10 protein-coding genes are annotated in these 13,325 nt (G+C 69.1%); 8 read left to right on the forward strand and 2 right to left on the reverse strand.

Annotation, left to right across the window (positions count from 1 at the left end):
- Positions 1 to 10 precede the first annotated feature (10 nt).
- Complete coding sequence (locus tag OIC96_RS43380) at positions 11 to 1,207, reverse strand: FAS1-like dehydratase domain-containing protein (protein WP_330302560.1); 1,197 nt, start codon at positions 1,205 to 1,207, stop codon at positions 11 to 13.
- A 71-nt stretch (positions 1,208 to 1,278) separates the two neighbouring features.
- Complete coding sequence (acuI, locus tag OIC96_RS43385) at positions 1,279 to 2,262, reverse strand: acrylyl-CoA reductase (NADPH) (RefSeq protein ID WP_330302559.1); 984 nt, start codon at positions 2,260 to 2,262, stop codon at positions 1,279 to 1,281.
- A gap of 194 nt (positions 2,263 to 2,456) precedes the next feature.
- Between acuI and OIC96_RS43390 the strand changes: the two genes are divergently transcribed.
- The 8 genes from OIC96_RS43390 (at position 2,457) to OIC96_RS43425 (ending at position 13,323) form a co-directional block, all read left to right on the forward strand.
- Positions 2,457 to 3,605: an acyl-CoA dehydrogenase family protein gene (locus OIC96_RS43390; RefSeq protein WP_330302558.1), complete on the forward strand. Its 1,149-nt coding sequence runs from the start codon at positions 2,457 to 2,459 to the stop codon at positions 3,603 to 3,605.
- On the forward strand, positions 3,602 to 4,552 hold the full coding sequence (locus OIC96_RS43395) for an acyl-CoA dehydrogenase family protein (protein WP_330302557.1): 951 nt from the start codon (positions 3,602 to 3,604) through the stop codon (positions 4,550 to 4,552). The genes OIC96_RS43390 and OIC96_RS43395 overlap by 4 nt, the downstream gene beginning before the upstream one ends.
- A gap of 294 nt (positions 4,553 to 4,846) precedes the next feature.
- The gene (locus tag OIC96_RS43400; protein ID WP_330462150.1) at positions 4,847 to 6,457 is read left to right on the forward strand and encodes an SMP-30/gluconolactonase/LRE family protein; all 1,611 of its coding nucleotides are present in this window, start codon (positions 4,847 to 4,849) and stop codon (positions 6,455 to 6,457) included.
- Complete coding sequence (locus tag OIC96_RS43405; RefSeq protein WP_330302555.1) at positions 6,454 to 7,347, forward strand: SDR family NAD(P)-dependent oxidoreductase; 894 nt, start codon at positions 6,454 to 6,456, stop codon at positions 7,345 to 7,347. The genes OIC96_RS43400 and OIC96_RS43405 overlap by 4 nt, the downstream gene beginning before the upstream one ends.
- An 18-nt stretch (positions 7,348 to 7,365) precedes the next feature.
- A complete protein-coding gene (locus tag OIC96_RS43410) occupies positions 7,366 to 8,760 on the forward strand; it encodes an aromatic ring-hydroxylating oxygenase subunit alpha (RefSeq protein WP_330302554.1) in 1,395 nt (464 codons plus the stop codon).
- A gap of 63 nt (positions 8,761 to 8,823) precedes the next feature.
- Positions 8,824 to 10,650, forward strand: a complete 1,827-nt coding sequence (locus OIC96_RS43415) for a flavin-containing monooxygenase (protein WP_330302553.1) — start codon at positions 8,824 to 8,826, stop codon at positions 10,648 to 10,650.
- Between the two features lie 46 nt (positions 10,651 to 10,696).
- Positions 10,697 to 11,620 (forward strand): SDR family NAD(P)-dependent oxidoreductase, encoded by a 924-nt coding sequence (locus OIC96_RS43420; protein ID WP_330302552.1) that lies wholly within the window; start codon positions 10,697 to 10,699, stop codon positions 11,618 to 11,620.
- Complete coding sequence (locus OIC96_RS43425; RefSeq protein ID WP_330302551.1) at positions 11,617 to 13,323, forward strand: thiamine pyrophosphate-binding protein; 1,707 nt, start codon at positions 11,617 to 11,619, stop codon at positions 13,321 to 13,323. Before OIC96_RS43420 ends, OIC96_RS43425 begins: the two co-directional genes overlap by 4 nt.
- The last annotated feature ends 2 nt before the right edge of the window (positions 13,324 to 13,325 follow it).

Here is a 13,325-nt window from a genome sequence, read left to right on the forward strand (position 1 = left end):
CCGAACGGCCCTAGTACGGCAGCTCGACCTCCGCCGTGCAGTTCACCAGCGAGCCGCCGTTCTGGTCCGTGAGCCGCAGCTTCACCTGGACGAGGGGCACACCCCAGGTCGATTCCGTTTCCTTGCCGATGACTTCGGCATCGAAATACGTGACGTCCCCTTCGAAGGCCGGGCCGCGGAAGTCCGCCTTGGAGTGGCGCACCATGCCGTCGTGGCCGGCCCAGTACGAGAGATAGTCGGTGCACCAGGCACCCAGCGTGGCGCCGTAGCCGTAGGCACGGCCCATGCCGATCTCGCTCGCCCTGTCGCTGTCGATGTGGCCGCGAGAGGGACCGACATAGAGCCCGTCGCGCTTGCGCGGGTCGATCTTGGCGTCTTCCTCGTCGAAGCCGAAGCCGTCCACCCACCCGGGATCCTGGTTGATCCAGGGGTCCTTGACGCCGGGCGGCGCGACCCAGTGGAAGGTGCCCCAGATGTTGAACAGGAAAGCGCGGTACTCGGTGGTGAAACTGGCGATGCTGTGCGGGCCGATCACGCGCCGCGGCAGCCTGTCGCCGACGCTCACGTCCTCGAAGTGGGGTGAGAGACCCAGCCGGTTCGACATGAGCCACTCGCGGCGCAGTTTCTCCACCTCGTTCAGCTCGGTGTCCGTCCAGCGCTTCACGGTCGCGCCCCGGTCCTGGTACATGCCGCGCTTCTCCGCTTCGGCGGCGAGATAGCGGATCGCGGTGGAACGCTCGCGCGCCACCAGCGTGCCGTGCTGGTTGGAGTGGGTGGTATCTCCGCGCGAGAACATCGTGGGTCCCGCGAACTTCGTCTCCGCCACCTTGTAGTCGTGGAAACGCCGCTCCTGGAACAGCTTGTCCCCGGCCCGGACAGGGCAGCCGTAGAACCACCATTCCTCGCCGCCGAAGATCAGATGACTGCCGGGAATGTAGCCCACGCACGCGGGTTGCGCCCCATGTCCGTAGTCCAGGGCCACCGCCATGGACTGCGGCGCGACGAGGCCGCCGAACCTGGAATCACGGGCGAACTCCTGGTCCCAGTGCAGCGGGTTGGGATAGTCCATCGCCATCACCCAGCGGCGGATGTCGGAGGTGCCGCACGGATCCCACAACTGGCCTCCGCCGACCGGCCTGCCCACGCGGTGCTCGACGTCGGAAAGGTCGAGCTCGGTGATCTCCGCGGCGGTGTGCTTCTCGCTCACTCCTGCTCCCGATTCTCCCGGTTGTCGGTGGACGTCGGCTTCCGCTGGTCGTGGGCCGACATCGGCCCCCGTCATTGATGGACGTCGACGACGATGCGGCCGCGCACCTTGCCTTCCATGAGGCGGTCCGCCGCGGCGATCGCGTCCCCCAGGCCGATCTCGTGGGCGATCGTCTCCAGCGTGCCCGCGCTCAGATCGCGTGCCAGTCGTTCCCAGGCGGTCCGCCGTGACGTGCGCGGTGCCCTCACGCTGTCGATGCCGAGCAGGGACACGCCGCGCAGAATGAACGGGGCGACCGACGCCGGGAAGTCCATGCCCTGGGCGAGGCCGCACGCGGCGACCGCCCCGCCATAGCGCGTCTGCGCACAGGCGTTCGCCAGGGTGTGGCTGCCGACGGAGTCGACGACACCCGCCCAGCGCTCCTTCTGCAACGGCCTGCCGGCGTCGGCGAGTTCGGCGCGGTCCCACACCGTCGCGGCGCCCAGCTGATGGAGGTACTCGGCCTCCGAGGCCTTGCCGGTCGCGGCGGCCACGGTGAACCCGGCCTTCGCCAGGAGGGCGATCGCTGTCCCGCCGACGCCGCCCGTCGCCCCCGTCACGAGGATCTCGCCCTGTTCCGGACGCACGCCATGGTCCAGCAGCGCGCCCACGCACAGGGCCGCCGTGTACCCCGCCGTGCCGATCGCCATCGCCTGCCGGGCGGTGAAGGCGTCGGGCAGCGGGACGAGCCAGTCCCCGCTCACGCGTGCGCGCTGTGCCAGACCGCCCCAATGGGTTTCGCCCACGCCCCAGCCGTTGAGCACGACGCGGTCGCCCTTCCGCCACTCCGCGTGCGTGCTCGCGGTGACGACACCGGCGAGGTCGGCACCGGGCACCATCGGGAATGCGCGTACCACGGGCGACCTGCCCGTAATGGCGAGGCCGTCCTTGTAATTCAGCGTGGAGTATTCGACGTCGACGCTGACATCGCCGACGGGGAGATCGGCCTCATCCAGCCGCGTGAGCGAAACCGTCTGACCCGTCGTGCCCTTTTCGATCAGGAGTGCCGAAAACATCGCAGAACTGGTCCTTACCTCGGCGCGCTCGGATGCTGACGTATGCGCTCATCTCGTGAATGAGAATGCCATTCTCCAAATGTGAGCATGATGCTTGCACGGTGGCGTGGCGGCGTCAACCTCCAGGGGCGACCCTCGCTCGGTTCGTTCGCAAGGCTAGCAATCATTACAAGGATTGAAATACTGTGGGAGCCATGGACTTCCGGATGGGGGACAGCGCCAGGGCGCTCCGCGCACAGCTGCGCGCCATGGTCCGCGAGCACGTTCCGGCCGACTTCCTGGGCGCGTTCACCGAGGACCCGGCCGATCTGGAGGTCGCCCAGCGGTTCTGCCGACTACTCGCCGACCGCGGACTGCTGTGCCTGGCCTGGCCGGCGGAGTTCGGCGGCAGGGACGCCTCCGTGTGGGAGCAGACGGTCGTCCGCGAGGAGATGTGGGCGCACCACGAGCCCCGGGGGGCGCAGTACATGGGCGTCAACTGGGTGGGGCCGACCGTCATGCGGCACGGCACACCGGAGCAACAGCGTCGGCATCTGCCGCCGATCGCCCGCGGCGAGGTGATCTGGTGCCAGGGCTTCAGCGAGCCGGACGCCGGGTCCGACCTGGCTTCGCTGCGTACGGCGGCCCGCCCGGACGGGGAGGGCTGGCGCATCTCGGGCCAGAAGATCTGGACCTCGTACGCCACGATGGCGCAGTGGTGCTTCCTGCTCGCCCGCACCTCGCGCGGGGCCGAGAAGCAGCACGGACTCACGATCTTCCTGGTCCCCATGGAGCGGACGGGCATCGAGGTCAGGCCCATCCGGTCGATGATGGGCCCGCACCATCTCAACGAGGTCTTCCTCGACGAGGTCCGGGTCGGTCCGCCCGATGTCCTGGGCGCCGTCGACGACGGCTGGAAGGTGGTCCGGGAGGTCCTGGCGTTCGAGCGGGTGGGCATCGCCAGATACGCCCGCTGCGAGCGCCTGCTCCAGACCGCCCCGTCGGCACTCGGGGACCAGTGGGACACCCTGCCGCCGGAGCTGCGCGGCCGCTGGGCCGGGGCGCTCGTGCACTGCCGACGGGCCCGGCTGCTGGCCTACCGCGTCCTGTCACTGCAGAGCCGGGGCACGGTGAGCCCCGGAGACACCGCCGCCTACCGGATCGCGGTCACCCGGCTCGACCAGGACAGTGCCGAGGTGCTCACGGAGATCGTTGGACACGGCCGGCTCACCGACGAGAACGGACGCCGGTTCCAGCGTGCGGTGCAGGACCACTGGCGGTACGCGCAGGCGTCCACCGTGGCGTCGGGAAGCATCGAGATGCAGCGCATCCTGCTGGCCCGGACCCTGCTGGCGGCGTCGTGAACATCGAACTGAGCCGGGAGGCGACCGAGTACGGCCGGCAGGTGCGACGGGCCCTGGAAGCCGCCGGGGGCGACAGGCTCGTACAACTGGCCGAAGAGGAGCCCGGCCGCCGCGAGAAGCTCGTGGCGCCGGTCCTCGCCGAGCTCGGCGCCTGGGAGCTGGACCCGCGTGGCAGCGCCGACGAGCTGGAGGCGGCGGCCGCTCTCTGCCGCGCCGCGGGATATCGGGGGGTGGCCTACCCCGTCGCCGAACGCCTCGCCAGGCCCGTCGACCTGGACGCCGACGGGCTGCTGGTCGTCTCCGACGCCGCCCCGGCCGGCGCGGTGGCCGACCTCGACCTGCGCTGGGTGGCCGTGACGTTGAGCGGCGAGCGCAGCCGTGCCGTCGCCGTGCCGCACGGCTCGCCGCCCCGCCACTCGGCCTTCGTCGCCGACCTCGGCCTGACGCGGATCGACGGCGACGGAGTGGCGGACGCCGCGCTGGGACTGGTCCTGCCGTGCTGGACGCTGCTCGGCATGCTCGACCGGGCGATCGACCTCACCCGCGCGCACGTGCTCGTCCGCACGCAGTTCGGCCGGCCCCTCTCGGCGTTCCAGGGGGTGCAGTTCCAGCTCACCGACGCCGAGGTCGAACGCGCCGGCCTCGACATGCTCGCCAGGTACGCGCTGTGGAGCCTGACGGCCGACCCCGCCGACGCACTCGCCGACGCGCTAGCGCTGCGACTGGCTGCCCTGGAGGCCGCACAGACCGTGTTCCGCGTCGCGCATCAACTGCAGGGCGCCACCGGGTTCTGCGACGAGGCGTTCCTGTCCTGGCTGTCGCGGTACAGCCAGCCGCTGCGCCGACTGCCCCTCGGCCTGTCCGCCACCCGCGACCAGCTGGCCCGGCTGGTGGACCGGCGGGGGCTGACCGGGCTGTTCCGCGACGCCGATGACACGGACGGCTGACATGGCCTTCGCCGCGATCCACGATGCCCCCTCGACGTGGGAGAGCGGAATCCACGTCTACCTCAAGCGCGCCACGCCGAACCGCTCGCTCTTCGGCTCTCCGGGCGCCCACCGCCGACGGCCGGCCCGGCGGTACCGGCGACCGCGAAGGCGCGCTGCGTCGAGGGAGCGCGATCGGATGAGACAGTCCATTGCTTTCGGGCGGAGCTATCCTTACATTGATTGAGAGGATGGTTCTCACATTCGGAAGGCATATTTCCGCCTCAATGACGAGGTTTCCGGGAGTCCGTCACGATGTTGCTGCCAGGGGCGCGCTATACCAGCGCCATATCAATGAGCCTCGCCGAGGGGTGGAGCCTGGAACGGCTCACTCCACCGAGCCGGCTGTTCGGCGCGAATGGTCTGCGCACCGGTCCGGACGGCCGTGTCTATGTGGCCCAGGTGACCGGCAGTCAGATCAGCGCGATCGATGTCGAGACGGGCCGGCTGGAAACGATCAGCGCCAAGGGCGGCGAGATCATCGCGCCCGACGATGTGGCCTTCGGCCCCTCGGGAGACCTCTACGCCACCGAGGTCATGGACGGCCGGGTGAGCGTGCGCGGAGCCGACGGCCGTACGCGGATCCTGCGCGACGACCTCCCCAGCGTGAACGGCATCACCGTGCACCAGGGCCGGTTGTTCGTCAACGAGTGCCGCGTCGGTGGGCGCCTGCTGGAGCTCGATCCGAACGGCGGCGCACCCCGCGTGCTGCTGGAGAACATGGCGATGCCCAATGCCATGGAGGTCGGACCCGATGGCCTCCTGTACTACCCGGTGATGGGAACCAACGACATCTGGCGCATCCACCCCGACGGCGGCGAGCCGGAACGGGTCGTGGGAGATCTCGGTGTCCCCGACTCCGTGAAGTTCGACCCCGAGGGCTACATCGTCTCCACCCAGGTGGCGACCGGCGAGGTGCTGCGCATCGATCCCCGCAGCGGCGAGCGCAGCGTTCTGGCCGCCCTCAACCCCGGCCTCGACAACTGCACCTTCGTGGGTGACCGGCTGTTCGTCTCGAACTTCACCGGGGAGATCACGGAGATCCTGAACGGCGGAGAGACGCGCACGACGTTGCCGGGTGGCCTGAACTGGCCGCTGGATCTGACGGTGGGCGGTGACGGCACCCTTTACGTCGCCGACGGGACGTTCTTCTACGCCCTCCGCCCCGGGGGCGGCCTCCGGACGCTCGGCATGCTCTTCACTCCCGGCTATCCGGGCTTCATCCGCGGTGTGACCGTCGTCGGTGAGGGCGAGTTCATCGTCACCACCTCCGGCGGTCAGGTCGCGCGCTACCGGCCCGCGAGCAACGAGAGCGAGGTTCTCGCCCAGGAACTCGACCAGCTGTACGGCGTGGTGGTCGCCCCGGGCGGGGCCGTGGTGACCGCGGAGTTCGGCACGGGCCGGGTGCTGGCGATCCGCTCCGGCCAGGTCGAGGAGCTGGCCTCCGGCCTGAACGAGCCGCTCGGTGTGGCGTTCGCGCCCGACGGCACGTGCCTCGTCTCCGAATCGGGCGCCGGACGGATCGTCGCGGTCACCGGCGCCGGTGTCGACACGGTGGTGGACGGTCTGGAGAAGCCCCAGGGCATCCTCGTACGCGGGGGACGGCTCTTCGTCGTCGACACCGGCACCAAGGCCCTGATCAGTGTCGATCTCGACAGCAAGGCGCGGCACACCATCGCCCGCGACCTGCCGGTGGGCGCCCCGCCCGGCGTGACCCCCAAGCCGCTCCGAGGACTGCCACCGTTCTCCGGCCCCCAGGGCCCTTTCGCGGGCATCGCCGCCGGACCGGACGGCACGCTCTATGTCTCCGCCGACTCCGACGGCAGCGTCCTGGCACTCCGTGAGGCAGGAGGCGCCGGGTCATGAAGCACGACTTTCCCGGTAGGCACGACCTGGCCGGTGCGGACCTCCTCGGTCCTGACCTCCTCGGGCTGGACGGACGTGTCGTCATCGTCAGCGGCGCGACCGGCGGTGGCATCGGCACCGCGGTGACGAGGCTGGTCGCCCGCGCCGGAGCGACCGTGATCGCGGTGAGCCGCTCTCCGGAGAACCTGGAGAAGCATGTCGCACCGCTGGCGGCGGAGGGCCTCCCGGTCGTGCCGCTCGCGGCCGACGCCTCCACCGATGACGGCATCGCCGTCGTGATGAAGGAAGCCGGCCGGACCGACGGCGACCTGTACGGTCTCGTCAACGTGGCCGGGGGCGCCGCACCCTCGACCTGGATGCCGTCGACCCGGGTGACCAGGGCCGACTGGCGCGCGCTGTTCACCCAGAACCTCGAGACGATGTTCTTCATGAGCCAGGCGGTCGCCGCGGAGTTGAAGGCGCGGGGCTGCCCGGGTTCGATCGTCTCGATCTCCTCGATCAGCGGCATGAACTCGGCGCCGCTGCACATCGGTTACGGCACGGCCAAGGCGGCGTTGGTGGCGGCGACCCGCACCATGGCCGTCGAACTGGCCGGGGACGACATCCGGGTGAACGCCATCGCCCCCGGTGTGACCGCGACTCCGGCCTCGGGCACGTACGTCGACGAGGACGCCGAACGCGACCGCCGCGCCATCGCCATGGGGCGCCGCGGCCGCCCGGAGGAACAGGCCGGGGCGATCCTCTTCCTGCTCTCCGACCTGTCGAGCTACATCACGGGACAGACCCTTCTGGTGGATGGCGGCCTCAACCTCAAGTGGACGCACCTGGCCGCCGACAACACCTCTCTATTCCTCAAGGACGAGTCGTTCCGCGCCGCCATCACGAGCTGACGCGGGCTGGAGAATGCCATGAGCGAAACCGTCGACAACACTCAGGAAACCGACTCCGCGACGATGGAATCCCCGGCGGAACCGCTGTCACAACCGCTCACCATCGGAGTGGAGGCCTACCTCTCCGAGGAGTACGCCCGAGCGGAACGGGACAAGCTGTGGGCCAAGGTGTGGCAACAGGTCGGCCGCGTCGAGGAACTCCCCAAGACCGGTGACTTCCTCACCTACGAGATCCTCGACGACTCGCTCATCGTCGTCCGCACGGCACCGGACACGGTCCGCGCGTACTACAACGTCTGCTCGCACCGCGGCCGCCCCCTGGTGGACGTCCCGCCGGGCGCACATGACGCCCGCGGCCGCCGCCGCCTCTTCGTCTGCGGCTTCCACGGCTGGCGGTACAACCTGGAGGGCACGTGCGCCCACGTGGCCGAACGCGAGGACTGGCCGTGCGGGCTGACCGAGGAGAACACCAGCCTGACCGAGGTCAGGGTCGACACCTGGGGCGGCTGGATCTGGATCAACCTGGACCCGGACTGCCGGCCCCTTCGGGAGTACCTCGAACCCGCGGCCACCCTGCTCGACCCCTTCCAGCTGGAGAACATGCGCTTCCGGTGGCGTCGCTGGCTCGTCTTCGACTGCAACTGGAAGGTCGCCCTCGAAGCGTTCATGGAGACCTACCATGTGCCGGGCACCCACCCGGAGTTCATGAGCTTCGGGAGTTTCCTCGGCTGGGCCAAGGCGCAGGGCAGGCACAGCAACATCGGCTACGACGCACCCAAGGGCCTGGACGAGAACCAGGCGAAGCTGCGGCTCGGCAGCGGCGACGACCCCCGTGTGTCGACGGCCGAGTTGCAGAACTTCACCTGGGAGCACGCGAACACCAACACCACCCGGACACTGGTCGACGCCGCGCAACGGCTGGTCGACGAACTGCCGGAGGGAACCCCCGCCGACCAGGTGCTCAAGCACTGGCTGGACTCGGCCCGGCGTGACGACGCGGCACGCGGTGTGAACTGGCCGACCGTCGACCCCGTGGACATCGGCAGGAGCGGCACCGCCTGGCAGATCTTCCCCAACTTCCAGATCGGGCACGCGCTGAACAACATGCTCTGCTACAGCGCCCGGCCGTACGGCTACGACCCCGACAAGTGCGTCTTCGAGGCCGCCGTCTACGAGCTCTACCCGCCCGGCGAGGAGCCCAGGACGACATGGGAGTACACGCCGGCGGACGACCCGGCCTGGCGCACCGTCCTGCCGCAGGACTTCTCCAACATGGCAGCCGTGCAGAAGGGCATGAAGGCGCGGGGCTTCTCGGGCCCCAAGCCCAACCCGTATCGCGAGCGCAGCATCGTGAACCTGCACCACAACCTGGCCACGTACATGGGCACCGGCGAACCGCGCGACCTCACCTGAGTCCCAGATCTCCCGGCCCCGACGACGAACGCCCCGAGTGACAGCCCGAGCCGAGGACTTCGCATGCAGAAATGCGCACCGACACAGACGCCCGAGACGGACCACGCGGCCCTCAGAGCGAAGTACCTGTTCGAGCGCGACAAGCGCATCCGCCGCGAGGGGCAGAAGCAGTACCTGGAGGCCGAGGGCGAGTTCGAGGAGTTCTACGAGGCGGATCCGTACACGCCGGTCGTGCCCCGGCCCCCGATCTCGGACGACATCGAGGTGGCGATCCTCGGTGGCGGTCTGTCGGGCCTCATCGCCGCGGCCCGGATCCAGCAGGCCGGCGTCTCCAGCTTCCGGGTCATCGAACTGGGCGGGGACTTCGGCGGCGCCTGGTACTGGAACCGCTACCCCGGCATCCAGTGCGACACGGACTGCTACTGCTACCTGCCGATGCTCGAAGAGACCGGCTACATCCCGAAGCAGAAGTACTCCTTCGGGGACGAGGTCTTCGAGCACTGCCAGCGCATCGGGAAGCACTTCGGGCTCTACGACAAGGCGGTCTTCAGCACCCTGATCCGCTCGCTGGAGTGGGACGACTCGATTCTGCGCTGGCGGATCGGCACCAACCGCGGCGACGACATCCGCGCCCGCTTCGTCGTCATGTGCCAGGGACCGTTCAACCGGCCGAAACTCCCCGGAATCCCCGGTATCACGGACTTCGAGGGGCACACCATCCACACGGCGCGCTGGGACTACGCGTACACCGGCGGCGACATGAGCGGCGGGCTCGACAAGCTCGCCGACAAGCGGGTCGCCGTCATCGGCACGGGAGCGAGCGGTATCCAGGTGGTCCCGCACCTCGCCCGGTCCGCCCAGCACCTGTACGTCTTCCAGCGCACACCTTCGTACATAGACGAGCGCGGCAACGTGCCGACCGATCCCGCATGGGTGAAGACGCTGGAACCGGGCTGGCAGAAGGAGCGGCAACGCAACTTCCACACCGCCGCGTTCGAGGCCTTCGCGCCGGGCCAGCCGGACCTCGTCTGCGACGGCTGGACCGAGGTCAGCCGCAACCTCGCCGCACATCTGGACGCCACGGGCGGCTGGGCCGCGCTGGCGAATCCGGAGAAGTTCCTGGAGCTCAGGGAGGTCCAGGACTATCGGGCGATGCAGCGGCTGCGCGACCGCGTCGACGCCACGGTCGAGGACAAGAGGACGGCGGAAGCACTCAAGCCCTACTACCGCTTCCTGTGCAAGCGGCCCTGCTTCAACGACGAGTACCTGCCGGCCTTCAACCGCCCGAACGTCACCCTCGTCGACGTGTCGGACACCAAAGGCGTGGAACGCATCACCGCGAAGGGCATCATCGCCCACGGTGTCGAGCACGAGGTCGACTGCGTCATCTTCGCCAGCGGCTTCGAGATCACCACCGACCTCGACCGCCGCCTCGGCATCCGGCCGTTCACCGGCCGCGACGGCCTGTCGCTCTACGACCACTGGGCCAAGGGCTACCGCACCCTGCACGGCGTCATGAGCCACGGCTTCCCTAACCAGTTCTTCACGGGGTTCCTCCAGGGCGGCGTGACCGCGAGCACGACGGCGATGTTCGAGCAGCAGGCCCACCACATCGCGTACGTCATCAAAGAGACGCTGGCGCGCGGTGCCTCGACCGTGGAACCCACCGCGGAAGCCCAGGACCAGTGGTGCGCGACCGTCAAGGAGACCGCGGTCGACAACACCGGCTTCCAGCGGGAATGCACGCCCGGCTACTACAACAACGAGGGCGAGCAGCTGATCCGGTCGCACCTGGGCGAGCCCTACTGGCCCGGCTTCTACGCCTTCGAGGACCTGCTCCAGGCATGGCGCGACGCGGGCGGGATGCAGGGCCTCGTGCTGGACACATGACGAGCACCGGCCCCGCATCCCACCCGCGTCGCGAGAGGAACACCCCATGTCCGACCTCAGATTCGACGATCGCGTAGCCGTGATCACCGGCGCCGGCCGGGGGCTGGGGCGCACCTACGCCCTGCTGCTCGGCTCGAAGGGGGCCAAGGTCCTCGTCAACGACCCGGGCGGCAGCCTGAGCGGCGACGGCGTCGACACCGGGCCGGCCGACAACGTGGTCCAGGAGATCAGGGCAGCGGGTGGTGAGGCCGTCGCCTGCACCGAGTCCGTGGCGACGGCCGGGGGCGGCCGGGCGATCATCGAGTCGGCGCTCGATCACTACGGCCGGATCGACGTCCTCATCCACAACGCCGGGATCGTACGCCCGGCGTCGCTCACGGAGATGACGTACGAGGACTTCGACGCCGTCCTGGACGTCCATCTGCGGGGCGCCTTCCATGTCGTGCGGCCGGCGTTTCCCCTGATGTGCAAGGCGGGTTACGGCCGCGTCGTGCTGACCTCGTCGATCGGCGGTCTGTACGGCAACCACCGCGTCGCCAACTACGGCATGGCCAAGGCGGGCATGATCGGGCTGTCCAACGTGGTCGCGCTCGAAGGGGCCGCCGCGGGTGTGCGGTGCAACGTCATCGTTCCCGGTGCCCTGACGCGTATGGCCGAGGGAATCGACACCTCGGCCTTTCCGCCCATGGGACCGGAGTTGACGGCGCCGGTCGTCGGCTGGCTCGCCCACGAGTCCTGTTCGGTCACCGGGGAGATGCTGGTGTCGATCGCGGGCCGGGTGGCGAGGGCCTTCGTCGCCGAGACCCCGGGCGTGTACCGGCCGTCCTGGTCGATCGAGCAGGTCGGTGAGGAGATCGCCGCCATCCGCGACACGGCCGACCCCTGGATCCTGCCGGTCGTCCCCTCGGCCCATGCCGACCACATCCGCGAGAGCTTCGCGATGGCCACGAAAGGCAGCAAGAACTCATGACGGTAAAGGTGTATGAGCGCATCCTGCAGCTCTTCGAAGCCGAGGGCATCAACACCATCTTCGGCATACCGGACCCGAACTTCGTCCACATGTTCCATCTCGCCGAGGAACGCGGCTGGAACGTGGTCGCGCCGCACCACGAGGAGTCCGCCGGATTCATGGCGGAAGCGGTCTCGCGTATGACCGGAAAGGCCGCGGTGTGCATCGGCACCCTGGGCCCGGGTGTCGCCAACCTCGCCGGCGCCATGATGTGTGCCAAGGTCGAGAACTCCCCGGTCGTCTTCCTCGGCGGACAACGGGCGCGGATCACGGAACAACGGGTGCGCCGCGGCCGTATCCAGTTCGTCAAGCAGGCCGAGTTGTTCGAGCCCTCGGTCAAGTACTGCGCCAGCATCGAATACGCCGACCAGACCGACGAAGTCATCCGCGAGGGCCTGCGCAAGGCACTGACCGGGACACCGGGCCCGGTGTACATCGAGTACCCCTCCCATGTGATCCAGCAAGAGCTGGACGTGCCACCGCCGTTGCCGCCCGCCGCGTATCGCCTGGTCGGCCAGACGGCCGGTGCGGACCGGATCGCCGAGGCCGTGAAGGCCATCCGCGCGGCGAAGCAACCGATTCTCCTCGTGGGCCATGGCGTCCATACCTCCCGTGCCGGGGAGCCGGTCAAGGCGCTCGCCGACGCGATGGCCTGCCCGGTCATTCAGACGTCGGGCGGCACCTCGTACATCCAGGGACTCGAAGACCGCACCTTCCCCTATGGCTTCTCCGCGGCCGCGATCGACGCGGTGGTCCAGTCCGACCTGTGTCTTGCCATCGGCACGGAACTCGGCGAACCCGTCCACTACGGACGCGGGCGCCACTGGGTCGCGAACGAAGCCCACCGCACATGGATTCTCGTCGAGCAGGATCCCGAGGCGATCGGCGTGAACCGTCCGGTCGACGTGCCGCTGGTGGGTGACCTGCGCGCGATCGTTCCGCAACTCGTCGACGCCCTCAAGGATTCACCGCGCACCGCGTCACCGGAACTCGCGGGCTGGATCACACAGGACGCGGCCCAATTGGCGGAGCTCGCGGAAACGGCCCCCTCCGGCATGTCTCCCGTACATCCCGCACGCCTGATCGTCGAAGCGACCAAGGTCTTCCCGAAGGACGGCATCATGGTCCGCGACGGCGGTGCCACCACCATTTTCGGCTGGACCTATTCCCAGGCGAAGCCCCATGACGTGATGTGGAACCAGAACTTCGGCCACCTGGGCACGGGGCTTCCCTACGCCGTGGGCGCCTCGGTGGCGGAAGGCGGAAAACGTCCCCTGATGCTGATCACCGGGGACTCGTCCTTCCAGTTCCACATCGCGGAGCTGGAGACGGCCGCACGCCTGAACCTGCCTCTCGTCTGTGTCGTGGGCGTCGACTACGCCTGGGGCCTCGAAGTGGGCGTCTACAAGCGCACCTTCGGGCAGGGGTCGCTGGAGACCGGCGTGCACTGGAGCCGGAACACGCGGCTGGACAAGGTCGCCGAAGGGTTCGGCTGCCACGGCGAATACGTCGAACGTGACGAGGACATCGCACCCGCCATCAAGCGCGCGTACGCCAGCGGCAAACCAGGAGTCATTCACGTGGCGGTCGACCCGAAGGCGAACTCCGAGGAAATGCCGAGCTACGACGAGTTCCGGACCTGGTACGCGGAAGGGACGCAGTGACC

Origin of the sequence: Streptomyces sp. NBC_00775 (genome assembly GCF_036347135.1) — a bacterium.
In the GTDB taxonomy this organism is placed as follows: domain Bacteria; phylum Actinomycetota; class Actinomycetes; order Streptomycetales; family Streptomycetaceae; genus Streptomyces; species Streptomyces lutosisoli.

What these genes read in the sequence shown, in the direction of transcription:
- acuI (WP_330302559.1), bottom strand. Translation starts at nt 2,262, where the DNA reads ATGTTTTCGGCACTCCTGATCGAAAAGGGCACGACGGGTCAGACGGTT.
- OIC96_RS43390 (WP_330302558.1), top strand. Translation starts at nt 2,457, where the DNA reads ATGGACTTCCGGATGGGGGACAGCGCCAGGGCGCTCCGCGCACAGCTG.
- OIC96_RS43400 (WP_330462150.1), top strand. Translation starts at nt 4,847, where the DNA reads ATGTTGCTGCCAGGGGCGCGCTATACCAGCGCCATATCAATGAGCCTC.
- OIC96_RS43405 (WP_330302555.1), top strand. Translation starts at nt 6,454, where the DNA reads ATGAAGCACGACTTTCCCGGTAGGCACGACCTGGCCGGTGCGGACCTC.
- OIC96_RS43410 (WP_330302554.1), top strand. Translation starts at nt 7,366, where the DNA reads ATGAGCGAAACCGTCGACAACACTCAGGAAACCGACTCCGCGACGATG.
- OIC96_RS43415 (WP_330302553.1), top strand. Translation starts at nt 8,824, where the DNA reads ATGCAGAAATGCGCACCGACACAGACGCCCGAGACGGACCACGCGGCC.
- OIC96_RS43420 (WP_330302552.1), top strand. Translation starts at nt 10,697, where the DNA reads ATGTCCGACCTCAGATTCGACGATCGCGTAGCCGTGATCACCGGCGCC.
- OIC96_RS43425 (WP_330302551.1), top strand. Translation starts at nt 11,617, where the DNA reads ATGACGGTAAAGGTGTATGAGCGCATCCTGCAGCTCTTCGAAGCCGAG.